The organism is Streptomyces sp. NPDC029836, from assembly GCF_055574495.1.
In genome coordinates, this window is record NZ_JBVHZI010000001.1 from 341652 (window position 1) to 361368 (window position 19717).

Below are 19717 nucleotides of genomic sequence, written 5' to 3' on the forward strand. Positions count from 1 at the left end.
TGCGCTCGTATCGGTTGGCGGGATACAGTACCGATACAAGCGCATCGGAACGAGTACGGAAGACGGGTACGGTCATGCGTGACGCCCTGTGGAAGATGTCGGCGGGCCGGCAGGCGGCGGCCGTGCGCAGTGGGGAGGTGTCGGCGGCGGAACTGGTCGACAGCCACCTGGAGCGCATCGCCGCGGTCAACCCCGCGGTGAACGCGGTGACGCGGGTCATCGCCGACCGGGCGCGCGCCGCCGCGGCCCGCACCGACCGCGCCCGGGCCGCCGGCGAGGTGCTCGGGCCGCTCGCGGGGGTGCCCTTCACGGTCAAGGAGAGCACTCCGGTCGAGGGCGTGCCCACCACCTTCGGCGTCCCCCGCTTCCGCGGCCTGGTGGCGGCCGCCGACGCACCGCCGGTGGCCCGGCTGCGCGCCGCCGGCGCCATCCCCCTCGGGCATTCCAACGTGCCCACCCTGATCCTGGCCGGGATGCACACCCGCAGCGAGCTCTTCGGCGACACCGTCAACCCGTGGGACGCCGCCGTGACCCCGGGCGGTAGCAGCGGGGGCGACGCCGTGGCCGTCGCCACGGGCATGGCCGCCCTCGGCCTGGGCAACGACTCCGGCGGCTCGATCCGCGTCCCCGCCCAGTTCTGCGGCGTCGCGGGGCTGAAGCCGACCACGGGGCGGTTCCCGGCGGACCACCGCGTCCTGGGCCCCGACGACCCCGGACCGGCCTCCCAGATGCTGGTCACCGACGGCCCCCTGGCCCGGAGGGTGGCCGACCTGCGGTTGGCGTACGAGGTCCTGGCGGGCACCGATCCGCGCGACCCCCGGGCCGTTCCGGTACCGCTCTACGGCGGCGCCCTGCCGGAGCCGGTGCGGGTGGCCGTGGTGACGGACCCCGGCCGGCTCGGCGTGCACCCGGCGGTCCGGTCGGCTGTCGAGGCCGCCGCCGGGGCGCTGCGGGACGCCGGGTACGAGGTGTGCGAGCCGGCGGACGTTCCGCGCATGGAGGAGGCCCTCGACGCCTACGGCCGGATCACCATGACGGAGTTCGCCCCCTCCTGGCCGGCGGTGCGCACGCTGCTCGGCGCGGGCGGAGACCGCTACATCGCGATGGCGATGGAACGGACCCCGCCCGCGAGCGCGGCGGAACTCGTCCGGCTGATGGGTACCTGGATGAACATCCGGCGCTCCTGGGCGGAGTTCCTCGACTCCTACCCGTTGCTGGTGGGGCCCTCGTTCACGGAGCCGCCCGTCGAGCCGGGCCTGGAGTCCCGCGACCGGGCCGGCCGGGACCGGGTCGCCGCGGGGATGCGGCTGTGCACCGTGACCAGCTTCGTGGGCGTCCCCGCCGTGGCCGTGCCGACCGGCGTCTTCGACGGGCTGCCGTGCGGCGTGCAGATCGTCGGGCGGGCCTTCCGGGAGGACCTGTGCCTGGAGGCGGCCCAGGCGGTCGAGGACCGCCTCGGGGTCCTCACGCCGATCGACCCGGTCGACCGGGTCGACCCGCACGGCGCCGGTCGGGGCCGGTGAGCTCGGCCGGGGCCCCGGTCGGCGGCGCTCACGCGTAGGAGATGGAGACCTTCTCGAAGCCGAGCGAGCGCAACAGGCCCTCCAGGATCGCCGTGGTGTTCCGTTCGGCCCGCCCGGTCAGGCCGGAGGCGCGGGCCGCCTCGTCGATCCGCTGGACCGCGACCTTCTGCACGGCCTGTTCGCCCGAGGGATTGTCCGAGAACAGGTCGCCGAGCCGGTCCAGCAGGCCCCGCTGCTTGGACACCGCGTACGAGCGCTTCGCGTCCAGCGCGGGGGTTCCGAGGGCGGCGTGGGGCAGTTTCAACGTCACGGCGGTCCGGTCCGCGTCGACGGCGACGGCCTTTTCGTCGAGTCCGCCCAGTTCCACGTAGGCCGAGACGGAGCCGGCTCCGACGTACAGGGTGCGGGTCCCGCGGACCGCGTCCGGGAGGAAGGGGGCGTCGTGTTCCAGGTCCACCACGACCTGGTAGTCACCCGCCGCTCCCTCCAACCGGCTCATGTCGCGCAGGGAGGTGAGGACGGCGGGACCGGTCCGGTCGTGGGTCCTGGTCCCGAAGAGGTCACCGAGGCCGGGCAGTTGGAGGAGCCGGCCGGCGACCAGGAGCAGGACGGCGACGGCCGCCAGGGCTACGGCGGCCCGTACCGCCCGGCGTCGGCGTCTGCGCCGCGCGTCGGGTCCGGCGGACGGCGCGGTGTCGTTCGCTGTGGTCTCCATGCGGACCGGATGCCCCGTCAATTCATGGTCATCCATGCCATGTCCATGCCGGTCGCGGCGGGCGGGCGTGGACGTCGCGCGGCGGGGTACACGGCCGCCAGCAACCGTACGGTTCCCGAGGGAGTGACCATGCACGAGCCGAAGAACGCCGCCGAGCCCCGCCGCAGGGCCTGGCGGCGCAGGCAGCCGTCCGTCCCGCCGGAACCGCGCCGGCCGCCCACCCATCCGGCGCTGCGCGTCCTCGCGATGTTGGGCGCCTTCGTGGGGACGGTCCTCTTCAGCATCGCCCTGGCCCGCGTCACCCTGGAGCCGTCGGCGGCCTCGGCCGCCCTGGTGCACAGCAACGTCCACCCGGGCGCGTCGATCGAGGCCTACGTGGAAGGGGCGTCCGTCAAGGACGCGGTGAAGCAGCTCGGCGGGAACATCCTGCTGGGCGTGCCGTTCGGGGTGCTGCTGCCCGTGCTGTTGCCGCAGGCCCGCGGGCTGCTGCGGGTGGCGCTCACGACGGCCGTGGTGATGATGCTCGTGGAGCTGATCCAGGGGGCGCTGGTCACGGGGCGCGCCTTCGACGTGGACGACGTCATCCTCAACACCTCGGGGGCCCTGCTCGGGTACCTCTTCCTCGGCCGCCGCATGGGCCGCGCCGTACACCCGCGCCGGCACCACTGGTGGCAGCGCCGGCCGCGCCCGGTCGAGGAGCGGCCGACCCCGGACGGGGCGACCCGGCCGGCGCCGGAGGTCGACGTCGACACCAAGACGCTCCCCCGCACCGACACCTGCCCGCCGGCGGACACCCGCACCGGTGCGCGGAGCCTGGTCGACCGGTGGCTCAAGCGGGAGCCGGGAACGCGCACCGCACGTCCGTAGGTCATCTCCCTCCGACGGCTCCCGCCCGCCCCGGACCGCCGCGCCGCCGGTGGTCCGGCCCGGATCCGGCGTTGCCGGCACGCTCCGACGTCGCCGGGACTCGATGCCACAACGCGCCCGAATGCCGTCCGAGGCATGAGGTTACGATGGGCCGGTGACCGCCCACCCCGTCCGAGGAGGACGTGGTCGTCCAGTTCCCGGCCGACGGGGCAGCGGGCCCGGCGGCACGGCGCTGACCGCCTTCGACGCGGCCCCGCGCCGGTGGAGCGCCGGCGAATGCGGGGCCGAGGCCCGGCAGGACCCGGCCGCGGTGGCCGGGCGGGCCTTCGCGATGATGGCCCCGGCACTGGACGTCCGGACGAACTGAACCGTGCCGACGGCACCGCGCCCGCCGTCACGCCCGCGCGCCCCGGCGCGCGACCTTGGAGGAGTCGGAAATGAAGCAGCACGCAGAAGGCACGGACGGCGTCAGCCGCACCGCACTGGTCGAGGACCTGATGGGCCGTTTCCCCCACGTGCCCCGGGAAGCCGTGATCAAGGAGGACCTGCTGCGCGGTGGCATGGCCTTCGACGAGTCCGCGCTCAGCGGCACCGCCGACGGCGGCAGCGGCGACGTCAAACCGAAGTCGTACTTCATCTTCTCCTTCGACCACCGCACGCTGCCGGAGCTGGGCGCGGCCGCCCTCAACCGGCCGCCCGAGGAGATCGTCCTCACCGGCGGCCCGTACGACCTGCGCCGCACCGTCGTCTCCGTACGGGTCAACCCGGACTCCCCGTACGTGGTGCGCGGCGGCGACGACGGCACGCTCGGCCTGTACCTGGACGGCGCACGGATCGCGGACGTCGGCCTGCCCCCGATGCCGGAGTACTACCGGCACAAGCTGTCGAACGGCAAGTCCGTGATGGAGGTCGCGCCGACGATCCAGTGGGGCTACCTGATCTACCTGACCGTGTTCCGGGTGTGCCAGTACTTCGGCGCCAAGGAGGAGTGCCAGTTCTGCGACATCAACCACAACTGGCGCCAGCACAAGGCGGCGGGTCGCCCCTACACCGGCGTGAAGCCGGTCGAGGAGGTGCTGGAGGCCCTGGAGATCATCGACCGGTACGACACGACCGGCGCGTCCAAGGCCTACACCCTCACGGGAGGCTCGATCACCTCCAAGGTCGCCGGCCGTGACGAGGCCGATTTCTACGGCCACTACGCGAAGGCCATCGAGGAGCGCTTCCCCGGCCGCTGGACCGGGAAGGTCGTCGCCCAGGCCCTCCCCCGCGACGACGTGCAGCGCTTCCACGACTACGGCATCCGGATCTACCACCCCAACTTCGAGGTGTGGGACCGACGCCTGTTCGAACTGCACTGCCCGGGCAAGGAGCGCTACGTCGGCCGCGACGAATGGCACCGCCGGATCCTGGAGTCCACGGAGGTGTTCGGCCCGCGCAACGTGATCCCCAACTTCGTCGCGGGCATCGAGATGGCCGAGCCCTTCGGCTTCACCAAGGTCGGCGAGGCGATCGAGTCGACCCGTGAGGGCCTGCGGTACTTCATGTCGCACGGCGTCGTGCCGCGCTTCACCACCTGGTGCCCGGAGCCGACGACGCCGCTCGGCAAGGCCAACCCGCTGGGCGCGCCGCTCGAATACCACATCCGGTTGCTGGAGACCTACCGGGCGACGCTGGAGGAGTTCGGCCTGAGCTCCCCTCCCGGCTACGGCCCGGCCGGTCCCGGCCGTGCGGTGTTCTCCGTCAGCTCGTTCATGGACAGCCTGGAGGGGCTGGAGGGCGACCAGGCCTGACGGCCGCCCCGGCCCCGTCGCCACGCGCGACGGGGCCGGGTTCGGGTCCCGGTCCGGACCCGGCCCGCTACGGCTTCATCTCGTACGCCCCGGACAGCGCCTCGACCCGCGCCCAGACGCGGGCCGAGCGGTCGGCGTCCACGACGGGTCGGCGCACCGCGTCGAGCGCCCATGCCTGCTGCTGCGCGGTGGCGGAGTCCTTGCCGTGCAGCTCGACGGCGTGCGCGGAGAAGTCCCGTACGAGGACGGCGAACAGCTCGTCGAGCACGTCCTGATCCAGGTCCGTCAGGCGGGCCTGCTCCAGGATCAGCTGGCCGTGGACGACGAGGGCGAACAGCTGGCCCACGGCCAGGAGGAGGTCGAGGTCACGGCTCTGCGCCTCGTCGGGTGCGGCGGTGGTGACGAACGCGCACAGCGCGTCGGCCTGCTCGCGGAAGCGGGCGACGTTCGGCAGGGCCGCGTACCCATCGAAGGCGGGACGCCAGTCGTGGAAGCGTACGGAACCCAGGCCGCGGGCCGGGCCCTGCCGGAAGAGGAACGCGTCGTCGGCCGCGTCGAGGCGGGTCGGGACGGGCGCGTACTCGGCGGGTTCCAGCAGGTGGTTGCGCATGAACTTCAGGATCAGGGCGAGGTTGACGTGGACCGTGCCCTCCAGCTTCGGCAGCCCTCGGATCTCGACGGCGGCCTGGGCGAAGTAGGTGTCCTTCTCGAAGCCCTTGGCCGCGATGACGTCCCACATCAGGTCGATGACCTTCTCGCCCTCCGTGGTCACCTTCATCTTCGTCATCGGGTTGAAGAGGAGGTAGCGGCGGTCGTCGGGGCCGGCGGAGCGGAAGTAGTCGACGGCGCGGTCGCTGAACAGCTTCATGCCGACGAGGCGGACGTAGGCGTCGGCCAACTCCCGGCGCACGTGCGGGAAGGCGGTGACGGGACGGCCGTACAGGACGCGGTTCTGCGCGTGGGTGACAGCCTCGTACATCGCATGCTCGCAGATGCCGATGGACGCCGTGCAGAGGTTGAACTTGCCGACGTTGACGGTGTTGAGCGCGGCGTCGAAGGCGGCGCGGCCGGTGTGCAGGACGTCGGCGGCGGTGACCGGGTAGTCCTCCAGGCGGAACTCGCTGACGTACTTCGAGGAGTCGACGACGTTCTGCACGAGCCCGTACGCCGGGTGGCGGCTGTCGGCGGCGAAGAACACGTAGCCGTCGGGTCCCTCCACGTCGGTGCGGCGGCCGAAGACGGAGACCAGACCGGCGGCGTTGCCGTTGCCGATGTAGTACTTGGATCCGGTGGCCAGGAAGCCCCCGTCGTCCTGCGGGGTCAGCAGCATGTCGGTGGAGTAGATGTCGGCGCCGTGGGTCTTCTCGGACAGGCCGAAGGCGAACACCTCCCCCTCGGAGAGGAGTTCGGCGGCGCGCTGGTGGGCCGCGGCGTTCTCGCTCTGCCAGACCGGGCCGAGACCGAGGATGGTCACCTGCCACGCGTACCAGTAGTCGAGGCCGTAGAAGCCGAAGATCTCGTTGAGGGCGGCGATCCGCGCGGTGTCCCAGCGCTTGTCGGTCTCCTGCGGGCCGGCGGCGGACGCCGGGGTCAGGAAGGTCGCGAAGAGGCCCTCCTTCGCGGAGAAGGCCAGGAAGTCGCCCAGCCAGGCACGGGTGCGGTAGTCCTCGATCAGCCGGCGCTTGCCGCGGTCCTCGAACCAGTCGACGGTGGCGCGCAGCAGGCGGCGGGTTTCGGGGTCGAAGTGCGCGGGGTCGTAGGTGCGCGGGTTGAACAGCAGCGGGTCGGTCATCGGTGTGCGCCTTTCGGGTCGGGGGATGGTGACGGGGCGGGGCCGGCGGCCGCTCCCGGCGGCCTCCGGAGCCGGGCGGGTCAGTGCTCGGCGAGCCGGTGGAGGGTGGCCAGTACGTCCTCCAGCCAGGCGAGCTGCATCCGCTCGTAGGCGATGCCGCCGCGGAGCACCACGTGCTGGAGCTCGCGGCCCGCGTCGGTTGCGGCGGGGGCGTCCGGGCCGGTGAAATCGCGTCGCTCGCCGGCCAGGTAGTGCGTGAGCCGGTCGGCGTGCGCGAGGTGGTGCCGCTCGACCTCGCGGATCAGGGCGGCGGGGTCGTCGTCGAAGGCCGCCCCCCGGATCTTCACGGCGAGTTCGTGCCGGACGCTGTCGGGCTGGATCGGTTCGCCGAGCCAGGCGGACAGGACGGTCCGGCCGGCCTCGGCGACGGAGTACTCCTTCTTGTCCGGTCGACCCTGCTGGGGCACTTCTCGGACGTCGATCCAGCCGTCGCCCTCCATGCGCTTGAGCACGCGGTAGATCTGCTGGTGCGTCGCGGTCCAGAAGTACCCGATGGACCGGTCGAAGCGGCGGGCCAGCTCGTAACCGGAGCCCGGCTGCTCCAGCAGGGAGACGAGGATCGCGTGCTCAAGGGCCATGCCCGAATCCTTCTATGCAACTCGTTGCACATACAAGCGCCGGCGCCCCGGTGAGACACGGCTCACGACGACGAGGCCCCCGCCGGCGTACCGGCGGGGGCCTCGAAGGGGCTAGGCGGAGAAACTCAGTAGGAGTTGCGGGACACCTTGAGGATCTTGCACTCGATCCTGTCGCCCGCCTTCGCGGACTGGGCGATCTCGTAGCCGAGCACGCCGGCCTTGTCGTCGGTGTACTTCTGGCCCGGGGCGAGGTTCTGGCCTAGCGAGGTCAGGTCGGCCTTCTTCTGGCCGTTGACGAGGATCTCGCCCTCGACCAGGTAGGTGAACCGGCGGTCACCGCTGTTGACGTAGTCGACGGCGACGACGAGTTCCTTGATGTCGAACTCGCCCTTCTCCACCGCGCAGGTGGTGACCTTCGCGTCCTGGGTGATGTCCGCGTCCTTGCCGGCCTTCGGCGCGTCACCTGGCTTGCCCTGGGCGTCGGGGGCGACCGAGGCGCTGTCGTAGTTCTTGTCCAGCTCCTTGCCCACCTCGTTGGCCGCCTCGCCGACCAGCAGGGCGCACCCGCCGAGCAGGAGCAGGCCGAGGACGGTGGGGATGCCGCAGCCGAGGGCGACCTTCACGCCGGTGCTCATGCCCTGCTTCGGCGCGGGCGGCGGCTGCTGACCGTAGGGCTGCTGGGGATAGCCGTAACCCGGCTGCGGGGGCGTGGACATGCGGGACTCCTGGGGACGTGAGGACGAGCGGCGCTCAGCTTAAACAAAACGCCAATGCGTGCCATCCCGTAATCAGGGAGTGAGACGGGCCTCCGGCGAGGACGACGGCCCGTCACCCGAACGGACGCGTCCGGGTGTCAGGGGCACGGCGCTCCTTGGAGGCTGGACGGGCGTCCCCTTCGGGCGCTCGGCCCCACGAAGGAGCTTCCCGTGGCACAGCAAACGCCTTCCACCTCCCCCACCGGCGCACCGCGCGGCCGCGAACGTGACGAGTTCGACGCCCGGAGCGCGTGGGCCACGAGCGGAACCATGTTCGCCGGGGTCCTCCTCCTGATCGAGGGCGTCCTCGGCGTGATCAAGGGCATCTCCGGCATCGCCCGGGACGACGTCTACTCGCGGGTGGGCGACTACACCTTCAAGTTCGACGTGACGGCCTGGGGATGGATCCACCTGATCCTCGGCCTCGTGCTCGTCGTCGTCGGCGCCGGACTGCTCAAGGGCGCGCTGTGGGCCCGAGCGGTGGGTGTGGTGCTGGCGGCCATCAGCATCGTCCTCAACTTCATGTGGCTGCCCTACACGCCGATCTGGGCCGTCATCTCCATCGCCATCAGCTGTTTCATCATCTGGGCCCTGTGCACCGACGGCGGCCGCTCCCGGGCCTCCGGCGCCTGACCCCGCGGGTCGGCTACGGGGCGCCCGGAACCACCAGGCCCGTCTCGTACGCGACGACCACGGCCTGGGCGCGGCTGTCGAGGTCGAGTTTGGTCATGGTCCGGTTGAGGTGGGTCTTGACGGTGGCCTCGCCGATGTACAGCCGCTCGGCGATCTCGGTGTTGGACAGCCCCTTCGCGGCCAGGCGCAGCACTTCCCGCTCGCGGGTCGTGAGGACGTCCAGGCCCGCGGGGGTGTCCGGCACCGGGTCGGCGCGGTTGACGTAGGCCTCGATCAGCCGGCGGGTGACGCTCGGGGCGAAGAGCACGTCGCCCTCGGCGACGGCCGTGACCGCCTCGATCAACCGCTCGGGTCCGGTGTCCTTGAGGAGGAACCCGGCGGCGCCGGCGCGCAGGGCGGCGTACACGTACGCGTCGAGGTCGAAGGTGGTCAGGATCAGCACCCGGGGCAGGGGGTCCACGGCCCGGGCGAGGATGCGTTCGGTCGCGGCGGTGCCGTCCAGGCCGGGCATGCGGATGTCCATGAGGACCACGTCCGGCCGGGTGCGGACGGCGGCTTCGACCGCGCTCTCCCCGTCCTCGGCCTCGCCGACCACCTCGATGCCGGGCGCCGCCCGCAGCAGCGCCACGAGGCCCGCGCGGATCAGGACCTGGTCGTCGACCACGAGGGTCCGGATCATGCCGGCGGTCCGTTCCGCCGCGGTCCGGCCGCAGACCCGGCCGCGATCGGGAGAGTGAGGCACACGCGAAATCCCCCCTCGGTCCGTGGACCGGCTTCGACCGTTCCGCCGTAGAGCTTCGCCCGTTCGCGCATGCCGATCAACCCGTGCCCGGGTCCCGACGCAACGTTGGCCGGTTCCGGACGGTCGTCGGCACCCTCCGCGCCGTCGTCGGTGATCGTCACCAGCAGCGCGTGGGGGCGGTGGCTGACGAGGACGGTGACGGCCGCGTGCCGCGCGTGCTTGATCACATTGGTGAGGGCCTCCTGCACCACCCGGTACGCGCACAGCTCGACGCCGGGCGGCAGCGGCCGGGGCGTGCCGTCCGTCCGTAGGTCGACGGCGACCCCCGCGGCCCGCACGCGCTCGGCCACGTCCGCCAGACCGGCCAGCCCGGGGATCGGGGCGTAGGGGACGCGGCCGGCCTCGCCGTCCTCGATGTCCGCGGCGGAGCGCAACAGGGTGAGGATGCGGCGCAGTTCGCGCAGCGCCTCCTGACTGGTGTCGGATATCGTCCCCAGGGCCGCGCGGGCCTGCTCCGGAGCCGTGGGGAAGACGTAACCGGCCATGCCCGCCTGTACGTTGATCACGGCCATGTGGTGCGCGACGACGTCGTGCAGTTCGCGGGCGATGCGCCGCTGCTCCTCGGCGACCGCCTGCCGCTCGCGCCACTCCTGCTCCCGACGCAACCGCGCGGTCAGGGACGCCAGTTGCCCGTTGCGTTCGTCCAGGACGCGGGCCCCGTTGCCGAAGAACCACACCACGGCCGGCACGCCCAGGGCTTGCACGACCGTGGTGGTCAGGCCGATCTCGGGGGCGGCCAGCCCGCTGCACAGGACGACGGCCCCGCACAGCGCGGCGCAGGCCGCGGCCGTCCGGGGCGGACGCCGGGCGGCGACCCCGTACAGGGCCGCGGCGGGGGCCCAGAAGTTCAGCGAGGGTTGGTAACCGGCCGCGAGGTAGCAGGCGTAGCCGAGACTGGAGGCCACCAACGCGAACACCGGCGCGGACCGGCGCGCGGCGAGCGGCAGCGCGACGCACGCGGTCAGCAGGTAGGCGGTGGTGTCGAAGGGGGGCCGGCCCGGCGGCGTGTACTGCCGGCCGGCGACGGCCGCGGCGGCGGTCACCCCCAAGGCCAACGCGGCGTCGGCCCACCGCGGATCGACGGAGCGGGGCCGGTCCGCCGGCCAGACCCTGAAGCGCATCGGCGCACTGTACGCGGCGGCCCCCGAAGAGGGTCGTCATACCAGGGGTGGAGGGGTCCGGGGCGCGGTCCTGACGCGAGGGTTTACCCACGGAGTCCACTGTGCGGTGGACGCCCGGACGGCGGCATCCGGGAGACCGTACGGAGGTCCGAACGCACGCCGCCCGGCGTGCGGATCACTTCACCGGTCACCACAGGGGGATCACGTGCGGATCAACAAGAGGATGGGCGTCCTGACGGCGGGCGTCGCCGTGTTGGCGGGACTCGGGCTCACCGGTACGGCGGCGCAGGCGGCGCCCGCCGCGACGACTGGCGCGGCCTCGGCCCTGGCCTGCTCGACGTCGAACGCGGTCACGAAGAAGACGGGCAGCGTCGACTCCATCCGGATCGAGCTGCGGTACAGCACCTCCAGCCGCTGCGCCTGGGGCCGGATCCTCAACGCCGACCCCGGCGACAAGGTGTGGGTGGACCGGTCCGCCAACGGAGGCGCGACCTGGACCGGCCCCATGGGCATGACCACGGTCACCTCCGGCAGTGACACGCACACCCCGCCCTACGACGACGCGGGCTGGGTGATGCGGGCCTGCGCCTGGAACGACACCACCGGCACCGTGCGCTGTACCGGCTGGTACTGAGACCCCGGCCGCGCGGTCGCACGCTCACGGGGGGCGGGCGAGCGCGCGGCCGGTTCCGGTGGACGCGCGGTGGCGCCTCGTCGGGGACGTTCGTCGACGGAGCGCACCGGAAGGGCGGAGTCCGGCGTACGGTCGAGCGACCGGCCGGGTCCCGCCCGGCGGGGCCGGTCCTCCTCGACGTCCTGACTCGGAGCACGCCGATGCGCCTCTACGCACAGACCCCCGCCCGTCGGAGCCGCCAGGTCCTCGCGGACGTGATCGCCGTGGCACTGATCACCGCCGCGGTGTGGTTCGCCCTGACCGTCCACGACGCGATCATGATGCTGGCCGAGCCGGGGCGGCGGGTCGAGAGTTCGGGCACGGGCCTCGCCACCGAACTCGGCAACGCCGGCGACGCGGCCGCGAACGTGCCGCTCGTGGGCGGACTGCTGCGCAAGCCGCTCCGGTCCGCGGCCGACGCCGGTAACGGGTTCGCCGCAGCAGGGCAGTCACTCCAGGACGCCGTCGCCGAGGTCGCCGGCCTGACCACGGCGGCCCTGATCATCGTCCCGGTGGCCGTCGTCCTGCTGCTGTGGCTTCCCGCCCGCCTGCGCTGGATCCGTCGCGGAAACGCCGTGGGGCGCCTGCGCGACACCCCCGCAGGCGCCGACCTGCTCGCCCTGCGCGCCCTCACCGGCCCCTTGGGCGACCTCGCCGCGCTCCCGACCCCGGAAGGTGGTTTCGCCGACGCCTGGCGGCGCGGGGACCGGGAGGTCATCGGCGAACTGGCCGGGGTCGCCCTCAGGCGGGCCGGCCTGCGGCCCTGACCCTCGGAGCGCGGGAGCCACGCGGGGGTGCGCAGGCGCCGGTGTTCGAGGGCCGCGGCGAGGACGTAGGCGCCGCCGCCCGCGACGGCGAGCATCCAGTAGCGGACGGCACTCCGGACGAGGGATCGGAGGCGGCTGCGGTCCCCCGTCGGGCGCCGCCGGCACGGCGGGCGGGGCGGGTCGGCGGGCGGGGCGGTCGGCGGCAGAGCGAGGAGCGCGGTGGCGGCCACGGGGTGGGGCGGCGGGCTCGCCCTTCGTGCGTCCTTGGTTCATGACGCACAGCCTCGGGTCGGGCGGTGTCCACATTCCATGCCCGGCGGCGGCGGTGACCGTCCAGTCCTGTCCGCGCCCGTCCACCCGCCGCCGCGGCCACCACTCCACGGCCATCGCGGCCCGCGCACCGGGAACGGCGTTCACCCGGGCGTTGCGTTGCTCCCGGCTCCGCTCACTCTCCGGTCGGCGCGAGCGGCCCGATGCACGCGGGGTCGGCCGGGGCGTCGTCCCAGGCCATCGAGCTCATCCGCCAACCGGCGGGCGTCCGGACGAACTGGGTGGTCTTGCGACCCCGACCCTCGAACCACGTCCCGTCGAGGCAACCCGCCTTGCGGTACTCGCTGAACCGGTGTGCGATCGACTGGAAGATCTCGGTCCGCTCGTCGACCTCCCACTCCCGGAACTCCGTCAGGGTGCCGTCGGTGAGGATCCTCTCCCGGGGTGCGATGAACCCGTCGAGGTCGTGGACGACGGTCTCGCCCCCCACGTTCTTGATGATCATGCCCTGCGGAATGAACACCTCCCGCACCGCTTCCAACCGCGGCCCACCACCTCCGGTGTTGTCGAACGCGCCGAGGAACGTCCTCATCAGTTGGTCGAGTTCGCGCTTCACGTCGGACACGCGCCCATCCTCGCGCACCCCCTCGCGCCCCGGCAACGATCCCGCCGCAGAAGTAGCGCACCGCGTTCATTCCATCACGTACCGTGAGAAACGGAGGATGGATTCCACTCGCCGTGGGCAGAACTGTTTCATGGACACGGACTCACCCGGATGGCTGCGGCGCCTCACGCGCCGTCTCACTCCCAAGGGGGGCGGTGGATCGGCGGTCATCACGCCGCGCAGCGCTCCCGTCTTCACCGCCGACTTCACCTCCCCCACCCAGTGGATCGCCGGCCGCTCGTGGGCGTATCCCGGCGGCGGCCCGGTCAACCCGCGCGACAACAAGCTCGACCACCTCACGGCCAACCCCGCCTACAGCCGCGGCGGCGTCTTCCGCGCGACCCTGCGCCCCGACGGGAAGTGGGACAGCGGCCTGCTCACCACCGAGGGCAGCGACGAGGGCTTCATGGTGCGCACCGGCGACGTACTGGAAGCCCGCGTGAAACTGCCGGTCGAGCGGGGAGCGTGGCCCGCGATCTGGACCTGGCGCGACGGCGGTCAGGAGATCGACGTCTTCGAGTACCACCCCGACAACCCGGACCTGCTGGAGCTGTCCAACCACGTACGGGAGGCCCACCGCTACCACCGCGACCCCTCGGTGCGACCCGGCGGTTGGGTGGACCTGAAGGTCGAGTTCGGTCGCAACTCGGTCGTCTGGTGGGTCAACGGAGCCCGCGTCTTCAGCGACGGCAGGGGGGTGGGCCGCACCTGGCGCGCCTACCTCATCGTCAACCTGTCGGTATGCGCCGGCAGGTACCACCCCGCCCCGGATCCCTCGGCCACCGAGATGTCCTACGAGGTGTCCCAGCTCAGGGTGTACCGGCGTTAGGTCGAACGGAACGGTTCAACCGGCCCCCACCAGGTCGGCGACCGCTTCCACGAAGCGGTCGACTCCGCCCGGGGCGGCCGTCAGGAAGAGGTTGGGCTCGATCAGCTCCAGTTCCATGACCACCGGGGCGCCGTCGGGGCCCCGCACGAGGTCGACCCGGGCGTACACCCCGACGGCGCCGGCCGCCGTCGCCGCGGCGGCCAGCGCCGCCGCGGCGAGGTCCCGTTCGGCCTCGTCGGGCACGTGCGGGGTCAGGTCGGGGTGGGGCGCGCGCTCGTTGTCGATGCGGCCGGTGTCCGTGAGCACCGGTCCCTTGCGCAGGGCGTGGCTGAACCGACCGCCCAGGAACACCAGGGCCCGTTCGCCGTCGGCCACGCGGTCCATGTACGGCTGGACCATCGCCGTCTCGCCGTCCGCCTGGAGCATGCGTACGTGGGCCGCGGCGGCGGCGCGTTGCGTCGGGGTGTAGCGGGCGCTGTTGCGGGCGCCCGCGGACACCGAGGGTTTGACGACGATGTCCCCGCGCTCCGGCAGGACGACGTCCTCGCCGGGTGCGATGAAGCGGGTCGGCACGGTCGGCACCGAGAGGGCCGCCAGTTGCGCGAGGTAGCGCTTGTCGCTGTTCCAGCGCACCACGCGGGCGGGGCTGTGCAGCGCGGTCACCGCGTCGACCCGGTCGGCCCAGGCAAGGAACTCCGCCAGCCGGCCCGTGTACTGCCAGGTGGAACGGATGATCACGGCGGCCTGGGCGGCCCAGTCGAAGCCGGCGTCGTCCCAGCGTGCGGCCGTCGCGTCGATGCCCCGTGCGCGCAGGGCCGCGACCAGCAGCGGCAGTTCGGTGTCGTGCGCGATGCCCGACGCGTCGGTGGCCAGGGCGACCCTCGGCGCGACCCGCGGGGCGCTGCCGGGCAAGGAGGACGCCCTGTCGTCCTCACCGGTTTCGGTGTTGTCGTTCACGGTGGCGGCCGTCCCGTTCCTTCGTCGTCCGAGGGGATCACGTTCATGATCGCATCCACGGGCGCACCGGGCTCAGCCGATGTCGAGGACCAGGTCGGCGCGCTCGCGGCCGCGAGCGACGAGCCGCGCGTTGGCCTCGTCCGAGCGGTCGACCCAGGCCCGGGCGTGAGCGGGGTCCTTGCCGTGGCGCACGTGCCGGTCGACCAGGCGGGCGACGCGCAGGGCGTCGTCGGGCGCGAGGTACCACGCCTCGTCGAGGAGGGGCCGCACCCGCGCCCACTCCCCCGCGTCGTGCAACAGGTAGTTCCCTTCGGTGATCACCAACGGCACGCCCGGCGCCACGGGGATGCTCCCGGCGACGGGTTCCTCGATCGTACGGTCGAAGGTCGGCGCGTACACCGTGCTGCCGTCGGGGTCGCGCAGGCGGCGCAACAGGGCGGCGTAGCCGGCCGCGTCGAAGGTGTCCGGCGCCCCCTTGCGGTCGGCCCGGCCCAACCGGGCCAGTTCGGCGGCGGCGAGGTGGAATCCGTCCATCGGCACGACCACCGCGAGGGCGGGCCCGAGGTCCGCGGCCAACCGCCCGGCCAAGGTCGATTTGCCGGCGCCGGGCGGCCCCGCGATCCCGAGGATCCGCCGCCCGCCCCGAGCGGCCAGCGCCCGGGCCCGCTCCGTGAGGTCGGCTCGTTCCGACAGGTCGACCCGTTCCGTCGACCCGGCCCGTTCCGTCGACCCCGCCCGTTCCGTCGTCTCGTGCGACTCCGTCGTGTCCACCCGCCCCATCCTGCCCGACCGGGTGGAGCGCAGCGAACCGAAGGGGCGGGCCCGCAGCGGTGTGCGGAGGCACGGGAGTTGTCACCGGTGCGGCACGCGGCTCGCCTGATCAGGTCGGTGTGCGGGTGCTCCGGAGATACCGGGCAGAGGTGTGGCCGCGGGGTGTGGTCGAACGTCTCAGCCACGCGCCGAGGTGAGTGCCACCGGACCCCGCGATACCGGTACGTCGCGCCGTGGCCGGTGGGCCCGGGCCCCACCCGACGCACGCCCTGCCGGAAACCGGTTGCCGCTCCCCCGTGACCTCGACCCTGGCGGATCGTTTCTCTTCATGTCGCGCCAGGTGCATGCCCCGCAAACCCCCCGCGGCGTGCGCGACAGGACGAAGGCCATGGGAGCACCATCTCTCCCATGGCCTTCGCGCGCGTTCCGGCCGGTGCGGAAGGAGCGTTTCAGCGCTGCTCATTGCCGGGATGTCGCTTTCCTGGACCCCGATCGGGGCGGATCTCGCCGTGAGGCAACTACAGCCGCTCGCAGGTGAGTACCATCCGGCAGCAACACACCAGGTCTCACAGGAGAGCGAGCCGACATGGCAGACGAGCTGGACACCACGCCCATCCAAAGCCTGTACGCGGAGCGTTTCGCCGCCGATCTGGAGACCAACCGCAAGGAGCAGGAGGACCTCTCCTCGCGGATCACCGAGCTCGAAGCGCGGTTGAAGCAACTGAAGGCGGACGAGGACTGGCTCTGCGGCGCGCAGGGCGCGGTTCCTCCGGCGGGGTTCCTCGCGGGAGGGTCCTCGGCGGCCGTGACCGCGGTCCCGCTCCCCGCCACCGAGGAGGCGCCGGCCACCCGGGCCGTCCCCAAGCCCCGGCAGGCGAAGAAGGCGTCGGCCACCGCGCCCCGCGCCAAGAAGGCGGCCCCGGCCAAGAAGCCCTCCGGCGGCGCCACCGCGACGAAGACCAGGACCGCCACGGCGACGAAGGCAAAGCCGGCGCCGGCAACGGCGCCGAAGACCGCGGCGGTCGCGGCCGCCCCGGCGAAGACGACGGAGGCCGCGGCGGCCCCCGCGAAGGCGACCCCGGCGAAGACCGCCCCGGAGGCGGCGGCGCCCGCGAGCGCCGTGAAGAGCGCCCCGGCCACCTCGAAGGCCGCCCCGGTCAAGGCCTCGAAGGCGGCCCCCGTCAAGGCGGAGAAGGCCGCCCCGGCCACGGAGAAGCAGGCGGCCCCGAAGGCCGTCAAGGTCGCCGAGCCGCCGCTGCGCGAGCTCGTCCTGGCCCTGCTGACCGGTGCGGCGGAGCCCCGGATGGTCAGTGAGGTGTCCACCGAGCTGACGGCCGCCCACCCCAGCCGGTCCACCTCCACGCAGGTGGTGCGCAACACCCTGGAGGGCCTCGCCAAGAAGGGGCTCATCGAGAAGGACAACAAGCAGGGTTCGGTGATGTACACCGCTCCCCGGCCCGGTACGGACCGTCCGGCGCCCGAGGTGCCGAAGGCGGAGAAGAGCGCCGACGCGACGGCACCGTCCGGGGCCTGACCGGTCGGCGCCCGCCGCCCGCCACACCGCACGACTCACACCGCGCCACCCACACCGCCCGCACCGTGCTCGCCGTTCCCACGGCCGCACGGGCGGGCGGTCGGTCGTTCATGGGGCTTGCCGGTACACCCGGGCTCGTCTCAGCGTGCGTACTTCGGCGGCTCGTCGGCGTGGGGTGGGACCGGCCGTTCGTCGGGGCGGTCGGTGTCATCGTCCGCGTCCAGGTCCTGCAGGCCGGGGAAACGGTAGGGATCGAGCGCCCACTTCGGCGTTCGGGACGAGAGTGCGTACGTCGGTGTGGTGGTCATCGAACCTCCCGAGATCGTCACTGAACGTCAGGACTCATCACTCTCCGCGCGCGGTTGCACAGGGGGTTCCTTTCCACCCGAACGCCCCCAATGGCATCTCGTCACATCGCGGTTCGGCCTCCGCACGAGGGGTCCTGACGGGCCGTCGAGGGGGCACAGGGGTGAAGACGTTTCCATCATGACAGGTCAGGCGGCATTTTCGTAGGACGAACGGCACAGGCGATTGCCCTTGTTTGGGCACCTGTGCGGCTTTCAGAATCACCTTCATGGATCACACGGCGCACATCAATCACGACGCAGTCCTCCGGGCCCGGGTGTCCCTCCTCGCATCGGGGACCCTGCCGGTACGCCGACAGGTCGCCGCCTACCGCGTACTCGTCCAGGTGAGTCCGCTCGCGTACCTGCCCCGGCTGGTGGAGGCGCTGTACGCGTACAGCGCCCAGGAGTATTGGGACCGGCCCGACATAGCCCTCGCCCTGCGGACCGAGGCCCTGTCCGCCGCCCGCCGGATGGGAGCGCTGGAACAGGGGTGGGAGGAACTGATCGCGGCGGCGCTCGCCGGGTACGGGGAGCAGTTGGCCCTGATGGGCCGGGGGGAGGAAGCCGAAGGCACGTACGCGGAGATCAGGTCCCTCGGGTGCGATCCGCGGGCGGTCCTGGACGCCTTGAGGCGCCCGCGCGGCGTCTCGTGAATCCGGTGGGCGGTCCTGGCCCCGCGTGCCAGGACCGCCTGCCCGGGGTGCCGGTTTGACGGGGCGGGCGTCCGTTCTGAAGAGTCACCGTATGAACGAGAACCTCCTCGCCCTCCCCGTCGCCGAACGGCTGACGCCCTCCGTCAGCCTGCGCCGGATCGGAGAGCTCCCCCTGGTCGTCGTCGACCACCCCGAGGTGCGGGGCGCCGTCACCCTCCAGGGTGCGCAGGTCGTCGGCTGGCAGCCCGCCGGCGGTGAGCCGGGTCTGTGGCTCAGCGAGAGGACGGAGTGGACCGAGGGGAAGGCCGTGCGGGGCGGGGTTCCGCTCTGCTGGCCGTGGTTCGGACCGGCCGGCAGCCCCTCCCACGGGTTCGCGCGGACCGCCCGGTGGGAGCTCGACGCGTACGAGGAGTCCGCCGAGGGCGTGCGGCTGACCCTCACCCTCGGCGATTCCGAAGAGACCCGCGCCGTGTGGCCGCACGCGTTCGCGCTGGTCGCCCGGATCGTGCTCGGCGCGACCTGTGACGTCGAACTGGAGGCGCACGGCGACTACGAAACCACCGCCGCGCTGCACACCTACATCCGGATCGGTGACATCGACGCGGTGGGACTCACCGACCTGGGCGAGCGGTACACCGACAACCTCCGCCACGAGCGGGGCACGGCGGAACGGGAACTGCGGCCCGTCGGCCGCGTCGAACGGGTCTACACCGAGCCCGTCGCCCTCTCTCTGGTCCATGACGAGGGACTGCGCCGCACGATCGAGGTGCGCCACCGACACCAGAGCGACGTCGTGGTCTGGAATCCCGGCCCCGAGCTCTCGCACACGATGACGGACCTCACCGACGACGGCTACCGGCAGTTCGTCTGCGTGGAGACGGCCCGCCTCGCCCGCCCCCTGGTCAGCGCCCCGGGCAACCCCGCACGGCTGGCGGTCTCCCTGCGCACCCGGGCGCGTTAGCCGCAGCGCCGCGGAGCCCTCCGGTGTGACGTGCGGGGGCCGCTCTCCGTTGTCCGGGACATGGACGAATTGCTGGACGTGCTGCTGGACGGTGTGACCGAGCCGCGCCTGAAACTGATCAGCGGGGACGAGGCCAGGGCCCTGATGGTGCTCCTGTGCGCCCTGGAGGACGACGGGCGAACCGAGGAGGTCCGCAGAGCGGCGGGAGAGATGCGCTCCCGCCTGATGATCCGCCTGGCCTGAGACCGGGCGGAGACCGGAGGGGACCGGCCGGGGCCGGCCCCCTCCGCCGTTCGACGGGCCTCCGCTTCCGACGGGCTCCCGCTACGGGTTGAGGCGGGTGTTGACCAGGTACCGGGCCTGCTCGGACAGCTCCTTCCGCCGTGCGTCCTCCGCCACGAGCCGCAACTCCCCCTGGAGCGCCAGCTCGGTACGCAGCACCGTGCTCCGCGGCACCGGCACCCGTTGCCCGGGCTTCTCGGTGAACGGCTGGAGCTCGGCGGCCGACGCCTGGGCGTCCTCCGAGGTTCCGCGGCGCAGCGAGAGGAACACCCGGGAGAGCCAGTCGGCCGGGATCTTCACCATGAAATCGTCCATGGAGAGACAACGGCTCATGATCCCGGCCCGTCACGGCATTCCACCCTTTCCGGAT

General features: G+C 72.6%; 23 protein-coding genes. 12 read left to right on the forward strand and 11 right to left on the reverse strand.

Annotated features, from left to right (window positions below; translation table 11 throughout):
• Positions 1 to 74 precede the first annotated feature (74 nt).
• Entirely contained in the window at positions 75 to 1523 is a 1449-nt protein-coding gene (locus tag ACZ4XJ_RS01645) for an amidase (RefSeq protein WP_468494909.1), read from the forward strand.
• A gap of 28 nt (positions 1524 to 1551) precedes the next feature.
• Here ACZ4XJ_RS01645 and ACZ4XJ_RS01650 read toward each other — a convergent pair whose 3' ends face one another.
• Positions 1552 to 2238, reverse strand: coding sequence for a DUF4230 domain-containing protein (locus ACZ4XJ_RS01650; protein ID WP_468495433.1), 687 nt, complete (start codon positions 2236 to 2238; stop codon positions 1552 to 1554).
• Positions 2239 to 2367: 129 nt separating this feature from the next.
• On the opposite strand from ACZ4XJ_RS01650, the gene ACZ4XJ_RS01655 reads away from it, so the two are divergent.
• The 3 genes from ACZ4XJ_RS01655 to ACZ4XJ_RS01665 all read left to right on the forward strand — a co-directional run bounded on the left by ACZ4XJ_RS01655 (position 2368) and on the right by ACZ4XJ_RS01665 (position 4898).
• Positions 2368 to 3105 (forward strand): VanZ family protein, encoded by a 738-nt coding sequence (locus ACZ4XJ_RS01655; protein WP_468494910.1) that lies wholly within the window; start codon positions 2368 to 2370, stop codon positions 3103 to 3105.
• 154 nt (positions 3106 to 3259) lie between these two features.
• A complete protein-coding gene (locus ACZ4XJ_RS01660; protein ID WP_468494911.1) occupies positions 3260 to 3472 on the forward strand; it encodes a hypothetical protein in 213 nt (70 codons plus the stop codon).
• 70 nt (positions 3473 to 3542) lie between these two features.
• Positions 3543 to 4898 carry a radical SAM protein gene (locus tag ACZ4XJ_RS01665; RefSeq protein ID WP_362875659.1) on the forward strand — a complete coding sequence of 452 codons (1356 nt, stop codon included), beginning with the start codon at positions 3543 to 3545 and terminating at the stop codon, positions 4896 to 4898.
• Between the two features lie 67 nt (positions 4899 to 4965).
• Here ACZ4XJ_RS01665 and ACZ4XJ_RS01670 read toward each other — a convergent pair whose 3' ends face one another.
• The 3 genes from ACZ4XJ_RS01670 to ACZ4XJ_RS01680 form a co-directional block, all read right to left on the reverse strand.
• Positions 4966 to 6690: an acyl-CoA dehydrogenase family protein gene (locus ACZ4XJ_RS01670; RefSeq protein WP_362875660.1), complete on the reverse strand. Its 1725-nt coding sequence runs from the start codon at positions 6688 to 6690 to the stop codon at positions 4966 to 4968.
• Between the two features lie 80 nt (positions 6691 to 6770).
• On the reverse strand, positions 6771 to 7328 hold the full coding sequence (locus ACZ4XJ_RS01675) for a PadR family transcriptional regulator (protein WP_362875661.1): 558 nt from the start codon (positions 7326 to 7328) through the stop codon (positions 6771 to 6773).
• Between the two features lie 125 nt (positions 7329 to 7453).
• Positions 7454 to 8044 (reverse strand): hypothetical protein, encoded by a 591-nt coding sequence (locus ACZ4XJ_RS01680; RefSeq protein ID WP_468494912.1) that lies wholly within the window; start codon positions 8042 to 8044, stop codon positions 7454 to 7456.
• Between the two features lie 210 nt (positions 8045 to 8254).
• Here ACZ4XJ_RS01680 and ACZ4XJ_RS01685 point away from each other — a divergent pair, with 210 nt between their 5' ends.
• Positions 8255 to 8716, forward strand: coding sequence for a DUF7144 family membrane protein (locus tag ACZ4XJ_RS01685; RefSeq protein WP_468494913.1), 462 nt, complete (start codon positions 8255 to 8257; stop codon positions 8714 to 8716).
• 13 nt (positions 8717 to 8729) lie between these two features.
• Here the strand turns inward: ACZ4XJ_RS01685 and ACZ4XJ_RS01690 are convergent, their stop codons facing one another.
• Positions 8730 to 9395, reverse strand: a complete 666-nt coding sequence (locus tag ACZ4XJ_RS01690) for a response regulator transcription factor (protein ID WP_362875664.1) — start codon at positions 9393 to 9395, stop codon at positions 8730 to 8732.
• Positions 9392 to 10639, reverse strand: a complete 1248-nt coding sequence (locus ACZ4XJ_RS01695) for a sensor histidine kinase (RefSeq protein WP_468494914.1) — start codon at positions 10637 to 10639, stop codon at positions 9392 to 9394. The genes ACZ4XJ_RS01690 and ACZ4XJ_RS01695 overlap by 4 nt, the downstream gene beginning before the upstream one ends.
• A gap of 205 nt (positions 10640 to 10844) precedes the next feature.
• On the opposite strand from ACZ4XJ_RS01695, the gene ACZ4XJ_RS01700 reads away from it, so the two are divergent.
• Both ACZ4XJ_RS01700 and ACZ4XJ_RS01705 read left to right on the forward strand, forming a co-directional pair.
• Positions 10845 to 11273, forward strand: a complete 429-nt coding sequence (locus ACZ4XJ_RS01700) for a DUF2690 domain-containing protein (protein ID WP_468494915.1) — start codon at positions 10845 to 10847, stop codon at positions 11271 to 11273.
• 200 nt (positions 11274 to 11473) lie between these two features.
• Entirely contained in the window at positions 11474 to 12079 is a 606-nt protein-coding gene (locus tag ACZ4XJ_RS01705; protein ID WP_362875667.1) for a hypothetical protein, read from the forward strand.
• Between the two features lie 445 nt (positions 12080 to 12524).
• Here the strand turns inward: ACZ4XJ_RS01705 and ACZ4XJ_RS01710 are convergent, their stop codons facing one another.
• Complete coding sequence (locus ACZ4XJ_RS01710; RefSeq protein WP_468494916.1) at positions 12525 to 12974, reverse strand: DUF4440 domain-containing protein; 450 nt, start codon at positions 12972 to 12974, stop codon at positions 12525 to 12527.
• A 130-nt stretch (positions 12975 to 13104) separates the two neighbouring features.
• Here ACZ4XJ_RS01710 and ACZ4XJ_RS01715 point away from each other — a divergent pair, with 130 nt between their 5' ends.
• The gene (locus ACZ4XJ_RS01715) at positions 13105 to 13842 is read left to right on the forward strand and encodes a LamG domain-containing protein (protein ID WP_362875669.1); all 738 of its coding nucleotides are present in this window, start codon (positions 13105 to 13107) and stop codon (positions 13840 to 13842) included.
• 15 nt (positions 13843 to 13857) lie between these two features.
• Here ACZ4XJ_RS01715 and ACZ4XJ_RS01720 read toward each other — a convergent pair whose 3' ends face one another.
• Together ACZ4XJ_RS01720 and ACZ4XJ_RS01725 are read right to left on the reverse strand one after the other, a co-directional pair.
• Positions 13858 to 14799 (reverse strand): ATP-grasp domain-containing protein, encoded by a 942-nt coding sequence (locus ACZ4XJ_RS01720; RefSeq protein ID WP_468494917.1) that lies wholly within the window; start codon positions 14797 to 14799, stop codon positions 13858 to 13860.
• Between the two features lie 72 nt (positions 14800 to 14871).
• The gene (locus ACZ4XJ_RS01725) at positions 14872 to 15492 is read right to left on the reverse strand and encodes a nucleoside/nucleotide kinase family protein (protein ID WP_362884496.1); all 621 of its coding nucleotides are present in this window, start codon (positions 15490 to 15492) and stop codon (positions 14872 to 14874) included.
• Between the two features lie 664 nt (positions 15493 to 16156).
• Here ACZ4XJ_RS01725 and ACZ4XJ_RS01730 point away from each other — a divergent pair.
• On the forward strand, positions 16157 to 17104 hold the full coding sequence (locus ACZ4XJ_RS01730) for a hypothetical protein (protein WP_468494918.1): 948 nt from the start codon (positions 16157 to 16159) through the stop codon (positions 17102 to 17104).
• Positions 17105 to 17244: 140 nt separating this feature from the next.
• On the opposite strand, the gene ACZ4XJ_RS01735 is transcribed toward ACZ4XJ_RS01730, so the two are convergent.
• A complete protein-coding gene (locus tag ACZ4XJ_RS01735; RefSeq protein ID WP_362884475.1) occupies positions 17245 to 17412 on the reverse strand; it encodes a hypothetical protein in 168 nt (55 codons plus the stop codon).
• A gap of 266 nt (positions 17413 to 17678) precedes the next feature.
• On the opposite strand from ACZ4XJ_RS01735, the gene ACZ4XJ_RS01740 reads away from it, so the two are divergent.
• The 3 genes from ACZ4XJ_RS01740 to ACZ4XJ_RS01750 all read left to right on the forward strand — a co-directional run bounded on the left by ACZ4XJ_RS01740 (position 17679) and on the right by ACZ4XJ_RS01750 (position 19308).
• Complete coding sequence (locus ACZ4XJ_RS01740; RefSeq protein WP_468494919.1) at positions 17679 to 18104, forward strand: hypothetical protein; 426 nt, start codon at positions 17679 to 17681, stop codon at positions 18102 to 18104.
• A gap of 91 nt (positions 18105 to 18195) precedes the next feature.
• Positions 18196 to 19065: a D-hexose-6-phosphate mutarotase gene (locus ACZ4XJ_RS01745; RefSeq protein ID WP_468494920.1), complete on the forward strand. Its 870-nt coding sequence runs from the start codon at positions 18196 to 18198 to the stop codon at positions 19063 to 19065.
• Positions 19066 to 19125: 60 nt separating this feature from the next.
• Positions 19126 to 19308, forward strand: coding sequence for a hypothetical protein (locus ACZ4XJ_RS01750; RefSeq protein ID WP_362884480.1), 183 nt, complete (start codon positions 19126 to 19128; stop codon positions 19306 to 19308).
• A gap of 81 nt (positions 19309 to 19389) precedes the next feature.
• On the opposite strand, the gene ACZ4XJ_RS01755 is transcribed toward ACZ4XJ_RS01750, so the two are convergent.
• Positions 19390 to 19650, reverse strand: a complete 261-nt coding sequence (locus ACZ4XJ_RS01755) for a hypothetical protein (RefSeq protein WP_362884481.1) — start codon at positions 19648 to 19650, stop codon at positions 19390 to 19392.
• Positions 19651 to 19717 lie beyond the last annotated feature (67 nt).

Excerpts from the sequence above, each read along its gene's own strand:
- ACZ4XJ_RS01645 (WP_468494909.1), top strand. The coding sequence starts at position 75 with ATGCGTGACGCCCTGTGGAAGATGTCGGCGGGCCGGCAGGCGGCGGCC.
- ACZ4XJ_RS01650 (WP_468495433.1), bottom strand. The coding sequence starts at position 2,238 with ATGGAGACCACAGCGAACGACACCGCGCCGTCCGCCGGACCCGACGCG.
- ACZ4XJ_RS01655 (WP_468494910.1), top strand. The coding sequence starts at position 2,368 with ATGCACGAGCCGAAGAACGCCGCCGAGCCCCGCCGCAGGGCCTGGCGG.
- ACZ4XJ_RS01665 (WP_362875659.1), top strand. The coding sequence starts at position 3,543 with ATGAAGCAGCACGCAGAAGGCACGGACGGCGTCAGCCGCACCGCACTG.
- ACZ4XJ_RS01670 (WP_362875660.1), bottom strand. The coding sequence starts at position 6,690 with ATGACCGACCCGCTGCTGTTCAACCCGCGCACCTACGACCCCGCGCAC.
- ACZ4XJ_RS01675 (WP_362875661.1), bottom strand. The coding sequence starts at position 7,328 with ATGGCCCTTGAGCACGCGATCCTCGTCTCCCTGCTGGAGCAGCCGGGC.
- ACZ4XJ_RS01680 (WP_468494912.1), bottom strand. The coding sequence starts at position 8,044 with ATGTCCACGCCCCCGCAGCCGGGTTACGGCTATCCCCAGCAGCCCTAC.
- ACZ4XJ_RS01690 (WP_362875664.1), bottom strand. The coding sequence starts at position 9,395 with ATGATCCGGACCCTCGTGGTCGACGACCAGGTCCTGATCCGCGCGGGC.
- ACZ4XJ_RS01695 (WP_468494914.1), bottom strand. The coding sequence starts at position 10,639 with ATGCGCTTCAGGGTCTGGCCGGCGGACCGGCCCCGCTCCGTCGATCCG.
- ACZ4XJ_RS01705 (WP_362875667.1), top strand. The coding sequence starts at position 11,474 with ATGCGCCTCTACGCACAGACCCCCGCCCGTCGGAGCCGCCAGGTCCTC.
- ACZ4XJ_RS01715 (WP_362875669.1), top strand. The coding sequence starts at position 13,105 with ATGGACACGGACTCACCCGGATGGCTGCGGCGCCTCACGCGCCGTCTC.
- ACZ4XJ_RS01730 (WP_468494918.1), top strand. The coding sequence starts at position 16,157 with ATGGCAGACGAGCTGGACACCACGCCCATCCAAAGCCTGTACGCGGAG.
- ACZ4XJ_RS01735 (WP_362884475.1), bottom strand. The coding sequence starts at position 17,412 with ATGACCACCACACCGACGTACGCACTCTCGTCCCGAACGCCGAAGTGG.
- ACZ4XJ_RS01740 (WP_468494919.1), top strand. The coding sequence starts at position 17,679 with ATGGATCACACGGCGCACATCAATCACGACGCAGTCCTCCGGGCCCGG.
- ACZ4XJ_RS01745 (WP_468494920.1), top strand. The coding sequence starts at position 18,196 with ATGAACGAGAACCTCCTCGCCCTCCCCGTCGCCGAACGGCTGACGCCC.
- ACZ4XJ_RS01750 (WP_362884480.1), top strand. The coding sequence starts at position 19,126 with ATGGACGAATTGCTGGACGTGCTGCTGGACGGTGTGACCGAGCCGCGC.
- ACZ4XJ_RS01755 (WP_362884481.1), bottom strand. The coding sequence starts at position 19,650 with ATGGTGAAGATCCCGGCCGACTGGCTCTCCCGGGTGTTCCTCTCGCTG.